At 46.3% G+C, this 19,234-nt stretch carries 20 protein-coding genes; 7 read left to right on the top strand and 13 right to left on the bottom strand.

The annotated features are described in order from the left end of the window. Window positions 1-11: 11 nt before the first annotated feature. The gene (locus tag PMI05_RS16370) at window positions 12-869 is read left to right on the top strand and encodes an amidohydrolase family protein (protein WP_007723739.1); all 858 of its coding nucleotides are present in this window, start codon (window positions 12-14) and stop codon (window positions 867-869) included. Window positions 870-1,127: 258 nt separating this feature from the next. Then, a complete protein-coding gene (locus tag PMI05_RS16365; RefSeq protein WP_007723737.1) occupies window positions 1,128-1,973 on the top strand; it encodes a DegV family protein in 846 nt (281 codons plus the stop codon). A gap of 80 nt (window positions 1,974-2,053) precedes the next feature. On the opposite strand, the gene PMI05_RS16360 is transcribed toward PMI05_RS16365, so the two are convergent. From PMI05_RS16360 to PMI05_RS16330, 7 genes are all read right to left on the bottom strand, one after another. Further along, entirely contained in the window at window positions 2,054-2,968 is a 915-nt protein-coding gene (locus PMI05_RS16360; protein WP_007723734.1) for an NAD(P)-dependent alcohol dehydrogenase, read from the bottom strand. Window positions 2,969-3,049: 81 nt separating this feature from the next. Continuing rightward, the gene (locus PMI05_RS16355; RefSeq protein WP_007723732.1) at window positions 3,050-5,683 is read right to left on the bottom strand and encodes a LuxR C-terminal-related transcriptional regulator; all 2,634 of its coding nucleotides are present in this window, start codon (window positions 5,681-5,683) and stop codon (window positions 3,050-3,052) included. Between the two features lie 152 nt (window positions 5,684-5,835). Continuing rightward, window positions 5,836-6,273: a CoxG family protein gene (locus PMI05_RS16350; protein ID WP_007723728.1), complete on the bottom strand. Its 438-nt coding sequence runs from the start codon at window positions 6,271-6,273 to the stop codon at window positions 5,836-5,838. Between the two features lie 87 nt (window positions 6,274-6,360). Next, window positions 6,361-7,122 carry a DUF4253 domain-containing protein gene (locus tag PMI05_RS16345; RefSeq protein WP_007723725.1) on the bottom strand — a complete coding sequence of 254 codons (762 nt, stop codon included), beginning with the start codon at window positions 7,120-7,122 and terminating at the stop codon, window positions 6,361-6,363. A gap of 124 nt (window positions 7,123-7,246) precedes the next feature. Then, window positions 7,247-8,179, bottom strand: a complete 933-nt coding sequence (locus PMI05_RS16340) for an iron-hydroxamate ABC transporter substrate-binding protein (RefSeq protein ID WP_007723711.1) — start codon at window positions 8,177-8,179, stop codon at window positions 7,247-7,249. A gap of 161 nt (window positions 8,180-8,340) precedes the next feature. After that, the gene (locus tag PMI05_RS16335; protein WP_007723709.1) at window positions 8,341-9,057 is read right to left on the bottom strand and encodes a serine hydrolase; all 717 of its coding nucleotides are present in this window, start codon (window positions 9,055-9,057) and stop codon (window positions 8,341-8,343) included. Window positions 9,058-9,306: 249 nt separating this feature from the next. After that, a complete protein-coding gene (locus PMI05_RS16330; RefSeq protein WP_007723707.1) occupies window positions 9,307-9,744 on the bottom strand; it encodes an SRPBCC domain-containing protein in 438 nt (145 codons plus the stop codon). 438 nt (window positions 9,745-10,182) lie between these two features. On the opposite strand from PMI05_RS16330, the gene PMI05_RS16325 reads away from it, so the two are divergent. Beyond that, on the top strand, window positions 10,183-11,655 hold the full coding sequence (locus tag PMI05_RS16325; RefSeq protein ID WP_007723705.1) for an MFS transporter: 1,473 nt from the start codon (window positions 10,183-10,185) through the stop codon (window positions 11,653-11,655). Between the two features lie 36 nt (window positions 11,656-11,691). On the opposite strand, the gene PMI05_RS16320 is transcribed toward PMI05_RS16325, so the two are convergent. The 6 genes from PMI05_RS16320 to PMI05_RS16295 all read right to left on the bottom strand — a co-directional run bounded on the left by PMI05_RS16320 (window position 11,692) and on the right by PMI05_RS16295 (window position 16,438). Continuing rightward, complete coding sequence (locus PMI05_RS16320) at window positions 11,692-12,897, bottom strand: MFS transporter (protein WP_007723704.1); 1,206 nt, start codon at window positions 12,895-12,897, stop codon at window positions 11,692-11,694. 74 nt (window positions 12,898-12,971) lie between these two features. Then, complete coding sequence (locus tag PMI05_RS16315; protein WP_007723702.1) at window positions 12,972-13,523, bottom strand: MarR family winged helix-turn-helix transcriptional regulator; 552 nt, start codon at window positions 13,521-13,523, stop codon at window positions 12,972-12,974. A gap of 51 nt (window positions 13,524-13,574) precedes the next feature. Next, the gene (locus PMI05_RS16310) at window positions 13,575-14,249 is read right to left on the bottom strand and encodes an SUMF1/EgtB/PvdO family nonheme iron enzyme (RefSeq protein WP_007723700.1); all 675 of its coding nucleotides are present in this window, start codon (window positions 14,247-14,249) and stop codon (window positions 13,575-13,577) included. A 2-nt stretch (window positions 14,250-14,251) separates the two neighbouring features. Then, on the bottom strand, window positions 14,252-14,620 hold the full coding sequence (locus PMI05_RS16305; protein WP_007723697.1) for a DUF4180 domain-containing protein: 369 nt from the start codon (window positions 14,618-14,620) through the stop codon (window positions 14,252-14,254). Between the two features lie 11 nt (window positions 14,621-14,631). Then, window positions 14,632-15,288 carry a TetR/AcrR family transcriptional regulator gene (locus tag PMI05_RS16300; RefSeq protein WP_007723693.1) on the bottom strand — a complete coding sequence of 219 codons (657 nt, stop codon included), beginning with the start codon at window positions 15,286-15,288 and terminating at the stop codon, window positions 14,632-14,634. A gap of 130 nt (window positions 15,289-15,418) precedes the next feature. Next, a complete protein-coding gene (locus PMI05_RS16295; protein ID WP_007723690.1) occupies window positions 15,419-16,438 on the bottom strand; it encodes an AraC family transcriptional regulator in 1,020 nt (339 codons plus the stop codon). A gap of 142 nt (window positions 16,439-16,580) precedes the next feature. Between PMI05_RS16295 and PMI05_RS16290 the strand changes: the two genes are divergently transcribed. From PMI05_RS16290 to PMI05_RS16275, 4 genes are all read left to right on the top strand, one after another. Then, window positions 16,581-17,156 carry an NAD(P)H-dependent oxidoreductase gene (locus PMI05_RS16290; protein ID WP_007723686.1) on the top strand — a complete coding sequence of 192 codons (576 nt, stop codon included), beginning with the start codon at window positions 16,581-16,583 and terminating at the stop codon, window positions 17,154-17,156. 323 nt (window positions 17,157-17,479) lie between these two features. After that, entirely contained in the window at window positions 17,480-18,010 is a 531-nt protein-coding gene (locus tag PMI05_RS16285; protein WP_007723683.1) for an ECF transporter S component, read from the top strand. 111 nt (window positions 18,011-18,121) lie between these two features. Beyond that, window positions 18,122-18,577, top strand: coding sequence for a transposase (locus PMI05_RS30080; RefSeq protein ID WP_007723680.1), 456 nt, complete (start codon window positions 18,122-18,124; stop codon window positions 18,575-18,577). A 277-nt stretch (window positions 18,578-18,854) separates the two neighbouring features. Then, a complete protein-coding gene (locus PMI05_RS16275; protein WP_007723678.1) occupies window positions 18,855-19,154 on the top strand; it encodes a hypothetical protein in 300 nt (99 codons plus the stop codon). Window positions 19,155-19,234: the final 80 nt, after the last annotated feature.

Raw genomic sequence — 19,234 nt, 5'->3', positions numbered from 1 at the left:
GGGGCTTCACAATGAAAATCATTGATGCGCACATGCATTTATCCCATATCGAGGAATTCAAGCGGACGGCGGCAGAAAAGTCGTTTGTCGATTACTCCGTCGCTGGTCTCTTGCAAGAATATGCCGAGAATGGCGTGGTCCTTGGGATAGGCATGGGCTTGACAGAGACTCAGCCAGACGGCTTTCCCGATGTGGAAGCTGTCACTCCCATGGGACTTGACCTGACAGACGAGTTGCCGCCACCGTTCGTCTATTGCCTGGGAATCAACCCGTTCAAGCTGGATGAAGAGGCAGTGGCACGCTTGGAAGCTGACCTGCAAAAGCCCAACGTAGTCGGGTTGAAAATCTATCTGGGCTACTATCCCTTCTACGCCTACGATAGCGTCTACGATCCCGTCTATGCGCTCGCAGCCAAATACCAGGTGCCTGTCGTCTTTCACACCGGCGATACGTACTCCGAGCGCGGGCTATTAAAATACTCTCACCCTCTCACACTGGACGAGGTGGCGGTAAAGCATCGAGACGTCAATTTCATGATGGCCCATTTTGGAGATCCGTGGGTACTCGATGGGGCAGAAGTCGTTTATAAAAACCGCAATATGTTTGCAGATCTCTCCGGCTTAATGGTCGGTGACGCAGCCAATTGCAAGCGACTCGCGGACTCCCCGCTCTTCTTCTCCCATCTGCGCCACGCGATCACCTATTGTGATCATTACGACAAGTTTTTGTTCGGAACGGACTGGCCGTTGGCACCAGTGAAGCCGTATATCCAGTTTGTACAGGAGCTGATCCCAGCGGAGTATCACGAGGATGTGTTTTACAAGACAGCATTGAAGGTGTTTCCCAAAATCAAGCCGTTGGTTGAGTAAACGATACAAATCCCATGTCTCTTCCTCTCGAAGAAACATGGGATTTTTCTTGTCTGTGCCCCCCTTTACAGGAGTCCCCTCTCATTTGTTCAATAAAACTTCTTCTATTTACGACAAAAAACGACAGTTTCCGTATTATGATAGTATATGCGAGTTTGCTTATACATCGTCAGTATCGGACAACCATGACCCAAAGCTTTCGCTAGTACAGATAGAGCAAGACTAGGTTTCTACTATAATGGGGGAGGACATGTTTCCTTGAAGAAAAAAATCGCTTGGGTTACAGACAGTACCGCACTCATCCCTGATCACATCATGGAAGAGCATGACATCTACGTCGTTCCACTGGAGATAATCTTTGAAGATGGCACTTTTGAAGACGGCATTGATTTAGCGCCTGAACAGCTTTATCAAAAAATTGTGCAGGCCAGTTATGCTCCCAAAACGTCGCAGCCTTCCTTAGGAAAATTTGTGACACTCTACGAACGATTAAAGGAAGAGTATGAATGCGCGATTGCTGTCCACCTCTCCTCTGATCTGAGTGGGACCTACAATTCAAGTGCAACAGCCGCCAAGATGGTAGACTTCCCTGTCGAGCCGGTAGATTCCAAGCTGATGTCGTACCCGATTACCTCGATTATCTTAACCGGAATCGAGCAAGCCAAAGAAGGAACAGGCTATCAGGAGATTGCGGCCTCCTTGCGCGAGGAATACAAAAAGTATGAGAACTATATTCTGGTTGGCAGTCTCGACCAGTTTTACAAGGGCGGCCGAATGACCGGTTTGCAATATTTCATCGGCAATCTGCTTCAGATCAAGCCGATTTTCCAAATTAAAGATGGGCTGTTTGAAGTATATGAAAAGGTTCGTACTGAAGGGAAAGCGGTCAAGCGCATGCTGGAACAGCTGGAGAAAGCCAAGCAGAATTACTCCGTGAAGCACGTGCAGATTTTGCATGGCAACGTCTTGGACAAAGCGCTGGAACTGAAAGAGAAAATTCAGAGTAAGTACGCCGATGTCGAGGTGTTGGTTGGACCCATCAGTTCCACGATTGGGGCACATGCTGGGATGGGGACGCTGGCGTTGGCTTGGCGGAATGAGTAGGAGTTAAATGGGGCAGTCTCACCTGCCGATTTTTTCGGCAAAGAGCTGCCCCCTTTGTCTTTCATTTTGGGACTATTTCATCATGTTCCAACCTTGATCACGACATTCCCCTTCTTCCGCCCTGTCTCCACATACCTATGTGCCTCCGGTACTTGTTCCAACGAATAACGTCTATCAATAACCGCTTTTATCTGCCCCGCCTCCATCAGCTCTTTAAGAAAATCCAAATCCTCCGTTCGCACCTTTGCAATCCCTTGCCCATCCACTGTCAGGAATAACCCGTTCGGCGCCAGTGCTTTTATGCACTGGGACTTCGTTACTTTCCCAACCGCATCAAATACAATGTCATACCGCTCTTCTTTTTTCGTAAAATCCTCTTTCGTGTAATCGATGACGTTATCGGCTCCCAACGATTTCACCAAATCTAAATTGGCAGAGCTACATACCGCTGTTACCTCAGCGCCAAAATACTTGGCAAGCTGTACCGCGGATGTCCCTACCGATCCAGAAGCACCGTAGATCAGCACTTTCTGTCCCTTTTGGAGCTTTCCTTTTCGAAAAAAATGCAAGGCGGTCGTTCCCCCAAAAGGAATCACGGCAGCTTCTTCGTGTGTTACATTTGTCGGTTTTAACTCCACGATTGCGTTTTCATGCAGACAGATGTACTCTGCATGCGCACCGCATCGCATCCCACTTAATGCATAGACTTGGTCGCCTGTTTTAAATCGCTTTACATGTTTTCCGATCGCTTCGACTTCCCCAGATAGCTCTACACCGAGAATAGGATTTCTCGGTTTGGTGAGACCGAGCACGAGGCACATGGGAATCCAGAGCAAGAACGGACTTTTGAAGGCTCGTATTCTGCAGTCTCCAGATGTAACTGTTGTTGCATGAATTTTTATCAGGATTTCATTCTCCTTGAGAATAGGCTTCTCTATTTCTCTTAGCTCCAAAACATCTGGTGATCCGTATTTCGTGCATACCACTGCTCTCATTGACATCCTCCTATCCACTTTGCCATGAGTATAGCGGGAGCACGGTATTGGTATACAGATACTTAAGTATTGTTTTGGAATTTACAACAAGCCCAGCTGGCGAGCCCGTGCGACTGCTTCCGTACGCCGCTGTACCTGAAGCTTGTCAAAGATATTCCGGTTGTGCCCTTTCACCGTGCTAAGAGCGAGGAACAGCTGCTGGGCAATGTCACGATTCGATAATCCTTTTTCGATGAGCTGCAAAATTTCAAGTTCTCGCTCACTAAGTGGCTCGATCAGGGAATCAGCATGGTCCTCTGTCCATTCCGCAAGCAGCTTTTCTATATAGCTTGGCATCGTTCCATGAACTACCCCATCACACAATAACCTTTTCATCGGGATACCTTCGTCGACAAAAGTACGAATGAAGCCCCCCGGCTCTGCCATCACCAATGCGTCTTTCACCATTTGCGCAGCTTTTGCTTGTTCACCATGCGCATGCAATACAACCGCTAACAAAAGCATGGTCTTGAGTCGTTCATCTTCTAATTGTTTTGCCTCCGCCTGCTCGAGTAATGGTTCGAGCACCGCAAGTGCTGCGAACGTCTCTCCCTGAGTCAGAAGTACACGGGCTTGGAGAATGGGAAGGTCGTGCTTTTGTGCTAACCGGGCTGCCGCTGGCAGGTTGTCCTGCTGAAGTAATATAAGGACTTGTGCTTCGGCAATAGGGGGCATCTGCATGACAAAGCAATGCTTGCGAGCCACATACTCAGCATTTGCAATCATGGCAGCCGCTCCACTAACGTCTCCTTGTGCTAGCTTCAGTCTTGCCAGAAACACCTGCGTTGCCACGATTCTGTCCGTTTGTTCCAGTTGACGTGCTAATTGAATAGACTGTTGACCATGATGCTCGGCTGTATGCAAGTCGTTCCATTCATAAAAAATCCGGGCCAAGCCCAGATGAGCTTCACAAGCAGCTGGTAAGGGAGGGGAACCAGCCAATTTTCGTACATGCTGATAAGTCTCAGCCGCCATATGGAGCTGATTATCTGCCTCCTGTAGCTTCGCTAGTCCAAGCGTAGCCATCATGGTGATCACGAAATGGCCAATCTTCTCACTGTTCGATAATGCCTCATGGTAAGCCTTGCTGGCTGCGGAACGATTCCCTTGAAGGTGATAGGCATACCCCAGCGACCATGTAGTGGCTGTGCGGACAGGCAAGTTGTCAGGGTTCAAGTAATCCAACGCTCGCTTAGCCTCGACCATGATGTCGTCTAATTGGTGCTTGCTCACAGCCAATGTAGCGCGTATGGCAGCGATATGCCCAAGAGTATCTCTGGACTTGGCATCTGGCTCCAAACCTTGCATTGCTTTTTCGGCCGCTAGCAGTTTCGGTTCAACGCCAGTCATTTGACCAGTCATCAGTAAGGCTGAGGCGTACATCACCCACATCGCTGGCCTTGCATCCATCTCCTCGTGTGGTAACGACTCCAGCCAGTCCAGTACAGGGACTACCCCTCCACGAAAGAGCAGCGGCATCCTCTCTCCTTCCACCAGTCGCGCAGCTCGTGATGTATTATTGGCGGCCACTGCATGGTGAAAAGCTTCCATCTCCAGACCATTGTCTTCATACCAAATGCTTGCGCGGGTATGTAATTCTGCGACGATTCGCTCGCCCTCTCCTGTTGTCGATGAAAAATGCTGACGGAGCCTCTGCCGCAGTAAATCAGCAAAAAGATGGTGATAGCGGTACCAACGCCGCTCGCTGTCCAGCGGGACGATAAACAGATTGGCGCGTTCGAGGAATTCTAACGTTTCCTGGCCTGAACCTGAACAGATATCACTTTGGCCAAAAACGGCGTCACAAAGAGGACCGGACAATCGGTCGAGGATGGATGTATGCAGCAAGAATGCTTGAATGCTTGCAGATTGCTGGGTAAGCACTTCTTCTATTAGATAATCGAGGATAAAATGGTGACTGCCGGAAAAAGATTGAAGGAAGGTTGCGACATCTATTTGTTCTTTCATGGAAAGAGCCGCTAACTGTAAACCTGCAATCCAGCCTTCTGTACGGGCTTCGAGCAGGGCGATGTTTTCCGATGATAGCTCTATCCCCATCACCTTCCCCAGAAATTCAGTTGCTTCCGAATAGGTAAAGCGCAAATCGGATGCGCGTACTTCATTCAATTGGTTCCGCACACGTAACCGAGCGATAGGCAGACGTGGTTCCTCGCGGGTCGCAATTACCAAATGCATCTGTGGGGGCATCCGTTCAAGCAGGAGAGAGATGGCATCATGGAGTGGCCCCGTTTTCAAAACGTGGTAATCATCGAAGACAAGAACAAAAGGGTTAGGTATTGTAATTATTTCATGAAGCAGAGTCGTCATCATTAATTCGATTGGTAAGGGTTGAGGAGAATGGAGCAAAGGAACTATGCCCGATTCAATATTCGGGTCAATATTCGGGTCAATATTTCGCAGAGCTGTGTAGAGGTATGTAAGAAAACACGCAGGGTCATTATCCCCATCATCCATGGAAATCCAGGCGAAGGGTCGATCACCGCCGGCGAGCCATTCACTGACAAGCGTCGTTTTACCGGAGCCTGCTGGTGCTGAAATGACCGTCAGTTTACGGGTTAGGCCCTCGTTTAACTGCTCGATCAATCGCGGACGGCTAACGATCTTCAACCGTGGCGGAGGCATATACAATTTGGTGGTTACAATTAGAATCGTCATAAAGAAATTATAAGGATCGCCGTCTCTGAGCGTCAACTCTGCCGACTTTTTGATTTACTCGGTATTGGCGCCGCCTCCTTTATTATCTCCCAATCGTGCTGGCACAAAAAAACACGCCGAGCTGGCGTGTTTTCGTTTTGGTGGCAAGGATGCTATTTCGTTATACGTTTTCCAATAGCCTCCACGAGCTCCCTCGTTGTCTTGGGAAGATTGGATTTCAGAATGGAATTGATCATGGGGCCCTTCACACCATGGGCAGTGATATCCAGACACCCCGTCATTTTCGTCCGCGCCTCACCTATTGCCCTCGCTTTAAAGTAACCCTCTCCGGTAAAATTCCCACTGATCCCTGTCAGGTTAAACCTCACCTCAGTTGGCGGAGTCCATTCGGTGATATCCACTTGCAGGCTGATCGTTTTCTTCATGATGCCGATATCGCCTGTAAACGTCCAAGCGACACGTCGTTCATTGATTACCTCGTGGCTGATGTAGCCAGGTACCAGTGGAACCCAATTCTCCACTATACTCACAAACTGCCATACCGCCCCGATGGGCAGGTTCAGCTCCACATCATGTATTCCTTGAGGCATGATTTGCTCATTCCTTCCCCCAGTGTTCTTTGGTATCTTGTTATGTTTATTGTTGGAACACGGGAGATATTTCAGGAATATGGCGAGTTAATCCCACCAAAAATACCACACATCCTGTTTCATTAAATAATCGACGTAATGCCCTAATGATGGAAACTCATCCAAAACGTACTGACAAAAGATGAAATGTTCTTGTGCGAGCTTTAGGGCCTCCTGGTAGGTCTTCGGTCTTGAACCTGCTTGAAGAATCCAAGTATCCTCTGTCACAGCGAGAATCTTGATCCCATACGCCTCCTGCCAGTGCTTTACGATAACGGACTGATAAACGGGTAGTGGGCAGTCATTATAGCCGCCCATTGGGACCCACAACGGTGCTTCATAACCAGATGCTAACGGCAATTCCATAACAATCAAGGAATCATCTTCTAATCGATCCTGCACCCATTTTTCACTTATGAGAAAGGACTCCATCTCTGTTTCACTGAGTTGTTCATTGATTAGCTCATGACCTTCCCATATAAGGGAATATGCCTTATAGATTTCTTCAAAGTTCTTCCCATCCAAATTTTTCAACTCAGATGAAATGTCTGTATACAAAAGTCGAGATTTTACAATTTGCCGAAAAGCATCCTCCACAGATAAACGATGAACTTCCTCTAGTTGGTTATGTACATAATCAGAGAGTGCCCCCTCTTCGTCGACCGCTTCTTCTATCATCTCTAGTATATTATAGCTAGGCAGAACCAAGATGCTGTGCTTATCTACACTTGTAGCAGGTACCGAGAAATCTTCCGCAGCAACCACTTCTATGTCACATTCCTTTAGGTAATTCGACAACTCTTCTACCATCGTCACACCTCTTTTTTTGTTGTTTTGTTCAAATCATAGGATTACTCATCTATTTTACTTCAATTTCCATATACAGTGGAAATGAACAAAAAGCAAAAAGAAAAATGCTTGGCTTCCCAAGCATTTACGATTTGGTCAGAAACTGTTCCGTAAAGATTTTCAGCAAATATTCGAGTGTGATCGGATCACTGTACGTGGAAGCTTCCGTGTCAATCTCAATAATGCGATTTTGTTTGACAGCCGGAACGTTTTTCCATGTCGCGGATTGCAAAAAATCATTGGTACTACCATTTCTTCTGCTGAGGACGAGATAATCACCAGCATAGTCAGGAATCGCTTCCAACGATAGCTTATAGTACCCAGGACCGAGAACGTCCTTTTTTACTTTGTCCGACATGTTTAAGCCCATCGCTTGATAGAGGATTTCCGTACCACGCGCCCAGTTATTCCCGAAAACATAAAAATCTTTCGTGTCATACTCGAAGACAGATACCGTTGCGTTTTCACCGATTTTCGCTTTAATTTGTTCACCGGCTGTTTTTGCACGGCTCTTGAAATCATCCATCCACGTCTGGGCTTCCTTTTCCTTGTTCAACAGCTTGCCAATCTCCAACTGTTGAGACAAGTAATCCAGTTTGCCCCACGAAAATACGACAGTCGGCGCAATTTTGCTAAACTGATCAAGATTTTTCATTTCTGATCCCGCCACAATCAGGTCAGGTTTCAGGGCAAGGATTTTCTCCAAATCTGCATCCGATACGACTTCCACATCTTTTAATTTTTCTGTAAAAAGCGGATTTTGCTTCGTCCATTGATCGACTCCGACAAGTGTACCTTCCATCGATACAATATTCGGGGCATTTGTAAGTCCAATGATTCGTTTCGGTTGTGCAGGAACCTCGACAGGTCCTTTTTCCGATTGGTAAATCACTGTTGCCTCTTTCGTTTCGTTGCCTGCCGCTGGTGTCTCTGGCTGTGCAGGTTGAGCTTGTTGAGACCCACAAGCGCTAAGCAAGAGCATGAACATGAGAATGACAGGGATGACTGCTTTTTTCATGGTGAGCGATCTCCTTAACTCCTGATCCTATTTTTGTGATAGTGATTATCGATCTCAATTACTCACCTACTATATTCATTTCTCTTCTACTTGTCAATATTGGAAACGTCACGAGGTTTTGCCTTCGCTATTTTTGCGCAGCACATGAAAAAAGAGATAGTTCATCCCTTTTGCGTGAACGGAAGAAAACGCATCCGCATGAGTCCATAGCCATAGTCCATACCGATCCGCATGTTGTTCCACTGGTGCATGATCTCGAGCGTTTCTCTTTTGATCATCTGATTGTGGACGAGTGCTTTCATGAAACGCAGCTGATCTTCCATTGTACTTACGGTTTGCCCTCCCGCGTAAAAACTGCTGAAGCTGCGGTAGTTCTCTACGTTTATTTTTCTCCCCTCCAAATAGAGATTTGCTACAGGATGCTCGCTTTTGATGACGGGCTTGGAATACTGAGATAAATAAGAGTGATTCATTTGAAGGGGGTTAAAAATGTAGTCATGGAGAACTTCGTGGTAGGGTTTGGCAGTCACCTTTTCAATCACGAGCCCTAACAGATTGTACCCTGTATCTGTATAATCGACGCGTTTCCCGGGCTCAAAGCGCGGCTGTAAGTGCTTTTTCGACCATTGTATGGTTTCTTGCGCCGTCCAATAGCGTGAGGAATCCTCCAGAATCTCTTCTAGGAATCCTTTCCCCCGCTTCGGCTTTTCTTCAAAGAAATCTGGTAATCCAGAAGTATTGTTGAGTAGATGCTTGATCTGAATTTCGAATCTCTGTGGGTAAATAGTTGGCAATGGGGTCGTCAAACGTTGTGGATCAGAAGCAACTTTGGCCTTCAGGTTGCTCTCTATTTCCCTCTTTATCATTTCATTGCTCATTTGTCTCCCCCACTTCATTCACCTGCAAGGGCTTATGCACCCGCTACTGATAAGCTATGTGCATTCTCTTGCCAATTATGAACATAGGAAGCTTTCCAGCTTTAATGAAAGGAATAGGCCTGTGGCAATAGGGATAACTCCATGCTTTTTAAAAATCACATTCTGAACGAAATTGCTTTATCACGCAAAAAAACTGCACCCCATTGTGAAACACATCAACAGGAGGCGCAGTTTATAAGCTTGTTCCCTCTACATCGTGGAGACATTTTGCCTGATTTCATTCAGAACTTCTTCCCAATGAAGCTTCATTTGCTCCCTTGTGTTACTGTGATCCAAATTCTCTTGATGAAAACTAATTGTCGTTCGGTCAGGCTTGTCGGATATCAGCCGGATTTGCAATGTGGACGGCTTTTCCCAATCCTTCATCGACCACTTCAAACGAAACTGCTGGAACGGCTTTACAACACGAAATTGACCCGATATTCCTTCGCTGGAAGTAAAGGTCTCCCCCTCGCTAAAGGTAAGGCTCGATACATGTCCAAGCCATAATTTCACCCCTTCGGACGAGGTTAAAAACGCCCATGCCTGTTCTGGGGTAATGGGCATCGTCCTACGTACACCTACTTGGAAGCCTGTCGCTGCCGTTTGGCCAACAATTTTGCTAGATTCGGTATTTGGATTCTTCATCGGGACACCTCGCCAATCATGTTTGTTAGGACGAGCTTTTCACGAATACCATGTAAATTGTAAACAATCGCCCATAAAATGTCACTCTTAAACAGAAGACCAACTCGTCGATAGTGTCGCGATTGGGCGTTGATGGTTTGTTCTCCTATTGTTATTAGAGGAGAACAGCTGCATCCGAACGAATCCTAAGGAATACTCGCGATTGATTTGCCAAACGGACTTAAGGCTGGAGATACGCTCCAATTAAAAGGGAAATCGCTATTTATGATGAAAGAAGGAAAAGTCTCCCTGATTGAAGATTACAGTTAAGAAGAACGCAAAAGAAATACATCGCCCTCTTGATATCGACACAGGAATGACCCGAATTTGTTCACTTTCTTCATCAAAAAAAATGTTAGGATAGAGGCATCACTTCATAAAAAATGAGGAGAGTCACAAGTGCGGGTACATCCAATTTACTTTTTACGTCTTACAGGCCTATTTGATGGCCTTTCCTTATTAGTATTGATGGGCATCGCAATGCCCTTGAAATACGTGTGGGGCTTAGACAAAGCCGTAACCATCATAGGAAGTATTCACGGCGGGATATTTTGCTTGTATGCTCTGGCGATACTCTATGCGGCCATTCGCGTGAGATGGAGCTTGCTCTGGTCTCTTGCTGCGTTACTCGCCGCTTTTGTACCGTTTGGGAACTTCTTTCTGGATCGCAGACTGAAAACGGCACAGGATGTGTATCCTCTGAAGCCGTTTAATAATGCCCTGCTCGTATACGGCATCGTTTTTTTCTCGTTCTTTGATTTGTTCTCGCAACTGCCGGTCATGAGTACATTTGCTGCTTCCGTAGGTGCCAGTTCATTTGTTATAGGCTTTGTCATCGGTCTGTATTCGTTAGCCAATACCTTTGGCAATATTATCTCTGGCATACTGACAGATAAGGTTGGTCCATCCAAACCACTCTTGATCGGATTGGTTTTATCAAGCTGTGCCTTGCTGCTGTATCACATCGTCGATCAGCCGTTTCTATTGATTATCGTGCGACTCATTCACGGATTTGTTGCCGGTTTGATAGTTCCTGCTGCTTTTACTTTCTCTGCGAATAACACTACACATGAGCAGCAAGGACGAAAGGTTGCTTTCACCGGTACCTTTGTGGGACTCGCAGCGATTATCGGACCTGCATTCAGCGGCATTATGGCAAGCAAAACCTCCGTGCCTTTTGTCTTTACATGTGTAGCTGTAATGGGCTTTTTCCTAGCCATCCTGTCCGTCATTTTTCTGCGATCCACTCAGGCCTGCAAGAAAGAGAAGCTTAAGAAGGACGTTCCAACCTCAGCCCTGATCTTCAATACTGGGATAATCAAGGCTTACGGCGGTGCCTTTTTGCTCATGTTTTCACAAGGCGTCATCGCTTACCTTTTGCCCTTGCATGTCCAATCGCTTGGATACGATTCGAAATTAAGCGGTACGTTATTGAGCACGTTTGGGATGATTGCTGTTCTGATTTTCGTGCTTCCGACCAATCGGATTTTCGATCGTGTGGCCCCTTCCAAAACGATGGCCATCGGAATTGGTTTCATGGGCGTGAGTCAGCTGCTTATTGGTCAGTCCAACACGACATTGGCACTGTACTGCATGTTAGGACTATATGGGATAGGCTTTGCTCTCTTGTTTCCCTCTGTCAATACGATGCTTATTCAATCGACGCCGCAAGAATTGCGGGGGAAAGCACACGGTTATTTATACGCCTTCTTCTCTCTCGGTGTGGTCGTCGGCTCAGGCCTTTTAGGTTGGCTGCCCTTCTCCATCGAGGAAGGGTTTCTGTTCACAGGAAGCCTTCTGCTCGTGTTTGCCGCTTTCATAGCCATGCATAAGCAGCGAGAACGCTTGCTGAATCAACAAAATAATCGATAGTAGCCGTCGTTTGTAACAACAAAACCTCCTCAACCACTAAGCTAGTGGTGAAGGAGGTTTTGTGCTACTGCTTTCAACCGCGGAATCACTACGAATCAGGCATGCAGCCAACAGCCCAATGCCAAGTACGATTGCAAGCAGTACAAAAGTAAGTTTATAGCTGCCAACATTCATCAAACGGATAGACAATATCGGCCCAAGACTTGTTCCCGAAAACAGGATAAACGTATAAACCGAAACCGCAATTCCCCGCGATTTGCCCCCTAGCTGTCCAATAAGCGTGATCAGGGAAGGAACAGATAACGCAATTCCGGCAACGAAAAGCACACTCGTACCGATCAAAAGAGACAAATTAGATATCATACCGAGGGAAGCCATACTGACCACTGCTAGACCTAACCCGCAGCGTAGCACGGAACGTAAGCCAAACCGTTTTGCCAGCCCGCCCGCCAGCGGAGAAATGAGCATACCCACTACACCAATCGTTCGAACAAGCAGAATATCCTTGTTGCTAAGCCCAAAATCGGGTCCCGCCAAATAACTCCCCAAGACCGTATACATATTAACGAATGACATAAGCAATACAAGAGCGATTATGTAACTCAAAACGATATTTTTTTGTTTGAACAGGGAGGGAATTCGCTTAATCGGCTCCCAAATATTCACGGTAGCAAGAGGACTCTCTTCTTTTGGCAGCCACCTCATCACCACGAGCAGCGTCACGAAATAAATAGCAGCAAGCATATAGAATACGGCGTGCCAACTGTATTGTTGACTCATGAAGCTACTGATCACTTGACCAATGATCCCAGCCGCCAAAAATCCTGTGCTGATAAATCCGATTGCCGTTACCCGTTTTGCCGCAGGGAACATTTCCACAGCATAGGCGAGTGCAACAGGCGAGAACGTAGCTGCGGCAGCACCTTGCAAGCTCCTGAGAACAATGATCCATGCGAAATGATTTGCGCTACCAAGCAACAAAGAAAATAGAGCCAGAGCAATCATCCCGAACACGATCACGCTCTTGCGGCCATACTTTTCGGACAACGGTCCATAAATCAGGCACCCTATGGCAAACCCAACCGAAAATGCGCTACCTACTGCTGCAGCCTGTGTCAATGTAATACTGAAAAGATCGGCAAATATAGTCATAAGGGGAATCGTAACGTATAAGCTCGACATGACGAAGATTCCTGACCAGCATAGGATGGCAGTCATGAGTGAGTAGTTTCGCTGTGACATCGTACACCTCTTTTTCAATTATTTACACACATTATAGTTAGATTATCTAATTATATTCATAAAAAAATATGATCTTATCTTCCCACCCCCAGTTTCTCTTCCATGCTACGATTCAACTTCATCAAGATTTTTTCCAGCAGCATCCGTTCTTCCTCTTCTAAGTCGCTTATAATGGAGGAGCAGGCAGCCCAGAAAACTGGCAGTGCTCTGGCTACTAATTCTCTGCCTTCCTTTGTTATTTTGACATGAATCTTGCGACCATCCAGCGTGCTTTGCTCTCTGATTATCCAGTGCCTTTTTTCCAGCCAGTCCAGCAAAGCTGTAACAGAAGCACGCCGAATGCCCAGCCTGTCTGCAAGCGAAGAGGGCGTGATAAGTTCTCTGTCTTCATGTAACGTCAGCAACAGCAATACGTCCCATTTACTCTCCGTTATGCCGAATGACTCCAAATTCAAATCAATGGTGTCTATGGCGTTATCCCCCAGCCATAGCATCAATAACCCCAAATGAGCCAATTTGCGATCCGTATTTTGCAGAGCTGTTTTTTCCATCAGATCCAAATACGGCTGAATACCTAGTTTTGGCAATTGATCAGATGTATGCTCTCTCTTGTTTTTTCTGCTCATAATCCACCTTGAATATAATTAGATTATCTAACTAAAATCAATATAACGGATTCATTTGGAATTTGCAACCCCCCTGGCAAGACGAAAGCCGAGATCATCAATACGAAACGTGGGGTGACTGCGTCTGCGGCACGTCGCCCCACAGCCTCTGGCCTCTTCCGCCCAGCTGCCACCGCGAAAAATTCGGTAGGTGCCGTAGACGTTCACATCGTAAAGGTCCCAACACCACTCCCAAACATTTCCCAGCATGTCATAGAGCCCCCACGCATTCGGCAGCTTTTGTCCTACCGCATGTGCTGTACCCTCAGCGTTCTCTTGGTACCATGCGATCTCATCCAGCTCGCCGTACCGATAACCACCCGTCCCTGCTTTGCACGCGTACTGCCATTCCGCCTCTGTCGGCAGACGATAGCCATCCGCTTCCTCGTTCCATACGACACGCTCACCGTCTTCACTTATCGAATAGCATTCTGTGAGACCCGCTTGCTGAGATAGCAGATTGCTAAACGAAATCGCATCGTTCCACGAGACATTTACAACGGGAGCCTCTGGGTGGTCATTCGGTCCAGCTGCTTTCTGTACCACCGAGAAGTACAACGCATTCGTAACAGGAATCGGTGCGAGTAAAAAAGCGTTCACCTCGGTTGTCCATGTGGCCTTGATTCGATCGTCCCGTAATTCGATTTGCCCTGCTGGGATGTTCACCATGGTGTACGCCCGTTCCATCTCTATTTCACCTGGCTTAACTTCTCGATCGCCTGCTCTTCGGTCGGCAAGAAAAAGATGTCCTTTCCGTTGTTGGATTCATAGATGAAGTCTTTTAGACTTTTACTTGTGTACACCGAAAAATCTCCTACAATTGCCACTTTCACCCGATAATTGATGAACTTTTGCAGGATCTCGCCAGCAAGGCGTGTTTTCAAATCGAAAAAGCTTTCGTTAATCAATGATTTGTTAATAATGATACGATTACTGTCTGCCTCATAGTGTACGGTTGCAATCAGATCCAGAGCTGACTGCACATCAATAATCAATACCTCGCTACCACTCACTATCGCAATGTTTCCCACGGCTGCTTCTACCTTTGTAATATTCATGTGTATCCTCCTCACCTTCTATTGATGATCTGCCTCACATAATCCTCACAAATATATCGGTTGTCTTCGCCGTTTGCTGGCTGAACGCTCGCCACTCGAAAGAAGCTCAAGCCCACAACCATCGCCATGAGTCCGTAGGCAGCGCTTTGTGAATCCTCTACAGACATAAGCCCGGTTTGCTTGCCGTAATCAATAATCTTTGTGATGCCCTGCAAATCTCTCGTATAACTCTTCGCAACTACTTCTTGGAGATTGGAGTCCAATGCGGCTTTGGAGAAGAATTGTACAAAGAGTCTTGCTTGATCTTCATGCGGGATGTACATGTTAGCGATGCCATCCAGCTGCGAAACATTGATCCCTTTTTCCTTGTCGTTCACGTATGGCGGCAAGATATGCGTAAGCGTAACATCCATCATTTCCTGGGCTGTCATGGTGTTCTCAATGTCAGATTCGATTTTCAAGCCATAATAGGCCAAGAATGCCTGAAAGGCTTCACTCGTCAAATTGTCCTTATTCTTAAAATAATACGTGACGACACCTTTTGAGCAGTCTGCATACTCCGCCACCTTATCTAGCGTCATGCCATCAATCCCGTGATTGCTAATACAAGTGAGGGTCGCATTGATGACATCTGCTCGGCGCTTTGGTTCCATTCCTAATTTGGGCATGATCTTACCTCGTTTATTTATACTGTACGGTCGGAATAAAAAAAGTGTACACAATTATTTTCCAGTTTGTCAAACAAATGGGTTCGACAACAAAAAAAAACACGCTTACGCAGCGTGTTCCATCAAGACGTTACATGGCAAGTGCTTGACGATTGATCCGATATTGCCCTGGTGTCAGCCCCGTCCATTTCTTGAAAGCATTTTGAAAGGCGCTTGGATCTGAAAAATGCAGCAGGTACGCAATCTCCCCAATGGAATGCTCCGCTTGCTGTAAATACCCCATCGCTATTTCTTTGCGGACATTCGTGGACAATTCATGATAAGAAGTGTCCTCTGCCTTTAGTTTCGCTTGCAGGGATCTCGTACTCATATGAAAAGCAGCGGCAGTCTGCTGTAAGGTCGGAAAAGCCGCAGGCATACATCCCATCATCCATTGAAACACGCGGTCCGAAAATTCCCGCCCTCTGATCAGCTTCTCTCTAATTTCTTCCGCGATTGGTTCAAAAGCTTTACGCAGCCGAACATCTGAATACAGGATCGGATATTGCAAAACTTCTTTGCCTATCAAGAGCCCATTTTCTTTTCCACTAAAATAAGGCTTCATTCCGAACAAATTCAAATACGGAGCGATATCGGCCGTAGCGTCGTGTGTGAATTGTATCGCCTGTAACGGAATAGACCGGTGACTCATATGGACAATCAAGTGGTACAAGGAGCTGACCATATCCTCCATACAATGTCGAGAAACGCTCCCAGGGCTTTGTCTATGAAAGCGCAGGAAAACATCGTTCCCCCGCTCTTCCCAATCCAGGTCGTACCCGCTGCAAAGGATCACGTGATACCGCTGATAAGCCTTCAATGCATCGACGATTTTTTCGGAATGCATCATGACATAGCCAAGAATGCCCAGATCGGCAATATCGGTTAACTGTCCTTGATGCAGCCCAAAATGATCATCCTGCGTATAAATGGCCGCTTCCTTCATCAAACGCTCGAGCTCCGCTTCATCAATGCGCGCCTCTACATCTTTTAGCAAGCTACTGTCGAAAGAAATATGGTCACAAAAACGCTCAAAATCAAGCTTCTTGTGAGTAATTGTCTTCATAATCGGATACACCATCGAAATCGCAAAGCCATGCGCATTTTCCAAGTACGGAACCTCCTTTGCGTGAATCCACAACATTTATGCGCTTTCGATCATTCATCTGTTCCACTCCACACGATATGCTGAATACAGTTCAGTTTACCACGATCTGTCGGTAATGGAATCAACTCTACAGGGGGATATGAAAATGAACATTCTCGTTATCATCGGACATCCAGATCCCGAGAGCTATTGCTCTGCGTTGGCGCACGCCTATATGAAAGGAGCTAAAGGCAAAGCAGCACAGATTCGCACCATTGATTTGAGCCAAATCTCTTTCGACCCAAATTTGAAATACGGATATCGGAAAAGAACGGAGCTGGAGGATGACTTAAAAGAAGCGCAGGACCTCATCCGTTGGGCGGATCATCTGGTCATTGTCTATCCGACCTGGTGGGGCACGATGCCCGCTATCTTGAAGGGATTTTTCGATCGTGTCCTATTACCCGGATTCGCCTATAAATATCGGGAAGGCTCTTCTCTATGGGATAAGCTGTTAACGGGCAAAACCGCCCATGTGATTGTGACCATGGATACTCCGTCTTGGTACAACCGATTGATCTACTGGCAAGCCGGACATCTCGTGATGAAACGCAACATTTTGAAGTTTTGCGGGATTAAGCCTGTGAAGGTTACGGAGATCAGTGGGGTGAATGCCTCAGCCGAGGAAAAGCGCAAAAAGTGGCTGGAGAAAGTTAAGCAGTTAGGAGAGAGGCTAGCCTAGTCGTACGGTGAAAAAACCGAAACAGAGTGACAAAAAAACTCAAGCCTATTTCAGCTTGAGTTTTTCCTGTATCCTTACTTATCAAGGTGCTTTTGCACACTTTCCAAAAACTTGATGTGGCTATATGCGGGGCCGCCTTCCAGCAGTGGATCAGCTAGTTTATCCAAATCTTTCACTGTCCTGCACCTGCTTCCTAGCCTTCCCCCAGCGCATCTCTTTCATTGGAATGATTTACCTAGGCAAATAAATCGTGCAAAGTGTATTTATTATGTAGCTGATTGTGAGTATGATAATAGTAAAAATAATAAGAAAGAGGCTATCATATGGATTCTACTTTTTCATCAAGAAAAGCAACAAAGACGAAAACCCTCGTTATCAATGCACTTTTTATCGCTTTTACACTCGCAGCCACCATGTTTATCAATTTACGACTCCCGATCATGGGGAACGGTGGACTCATCCATCTCGGTAACGTGCCTCTTTTAATCGCAGCTTTTGTGTATGGCAGAAAAACAGGAGCTATCGCTGGAGCTTTTGGTATGGGCCTCTTTGACCTTATCTCCGGTTGGACAGCATGGGCACCATTTACCTTCGTAATCGTAGGTGCAATGGGCTATGTAGCTGGCCTCATCGCCGAAAAGGTGCCTGGCAATCGGCTATTTGTGTACGCACTCGCAGTTGCCGCTGCATTGGTGATTAAGATTGTGGGCTACTACTTTGTTGAGGTTATTCTTTACGGTAACTGGATTCAGCCTTTTGGCTCCATTCCTGGGAACGTTTTGCAGGTGGTTGTAGCCGCGGTTATTGTCATCCCACTGGTGGGACGCTTGAAGAAGATTGTAGGGCAAGGGTAAAAAAGGAAGGATGGGGCAGATCCCCATCTGGTATTATCCCCTTATGGTAGACAGTAAATAAAGAGTTCATGATACCATGTACTCAATACTGTTGACCGGAGGGGTTTTTTCATGCCACCCAAAAAAGGACAAGTCTTTTTGCGTTATAGCGATGAACTCAAGAAAGAAGCTGTTCGATTACGACTTGAAGAGCGGCTGACCTATGCGCAAATTCGAGGAAGATTAGGGATTAAGGGTGATGCCCAAATCATCGAATGGGTTCGTAGACAGCAAAACGGAGAGTCGTTTGAGGATTACCGGGGGAGCTGGGGAAGGAAGTTGGATAAGCAAGCCCGGTTTCGTACCATTGAAAAAATGAGTCATATGTATCCCATCATGATGCTGTGCAGGATTGCGGAAGTGTCGCGATCAGGTTACTACAAGTGGAAGAAGATCTTGAAACCACGTGCTACTCATCGTGTTGAACGAGATACCAACCTGAAGGAACAAATTCTTGCCATTCATCGAGTTCTAAAACGATTTCTGTCATGCACGAACCTCTCCTTTACAAATCGATTATTTTGTTAATCCCTCATCACTTGGATCCATCATGTTGAAATCAAAATCTGTAAATATTGACATATTTGTAGTACGCTTATTTTGCCCGTTGTAAAAATCCTTCTTATCCGTTGATGGAACGCCGTGTGCGATGAAAGTCGCCCGCACGGTGTAGGCTCGAACGAAAACCCTCACGAAGAGAAGGGAATAAGTCGAGAATAGCTATACTGATCCAATATTCACTTTACAAGACAATCTAAATGGTCAATATCCCTACCATTTCGTTGAAGGCTCCTCCCAATACCTTATGCCAAAATTTCTCGCCACCCAGCCATTAAGAAACGCGACTCTAACTTTTGATTTGAATGATGTTTTCACTCCAGATGCATCCGATTTGTATTACATTGCTTCTGATCGCAATGAAATTGGTGCTGATAAAATTAATGGCTCCGTAATTACGATTCATAATGTTACTCTTGATAAAGGACAGTTAATCATTTTTGACTTAGGATCTTACACAATGCCTTCTGCAGGAACGTATAAATTTTTCATTTCTGTCGATTCAAAACACACGCAAGAAATGGTATTGGATATTTCTAAAAATTAATTATCCATCAACAGCCCTCGGGATGACCCGGGGGGATATTTTTTCGTCTAGACTGAAGGCTCGCCCCCCCCCCCCGCTGC

Origin of the sequence: Brevibacillus sp. BC25, from assembly GCF_000282075.1 — a bacterium.
GTDB lineage: Bacteria > Bacillota > Bacilli > Brevibacillales > Brevibacillaceae > Brevibacillus.
Note: the sequence above shows the minus strand (reverse complement) of the source record. Positions and strands in the feature narration are given on the sequence as shown.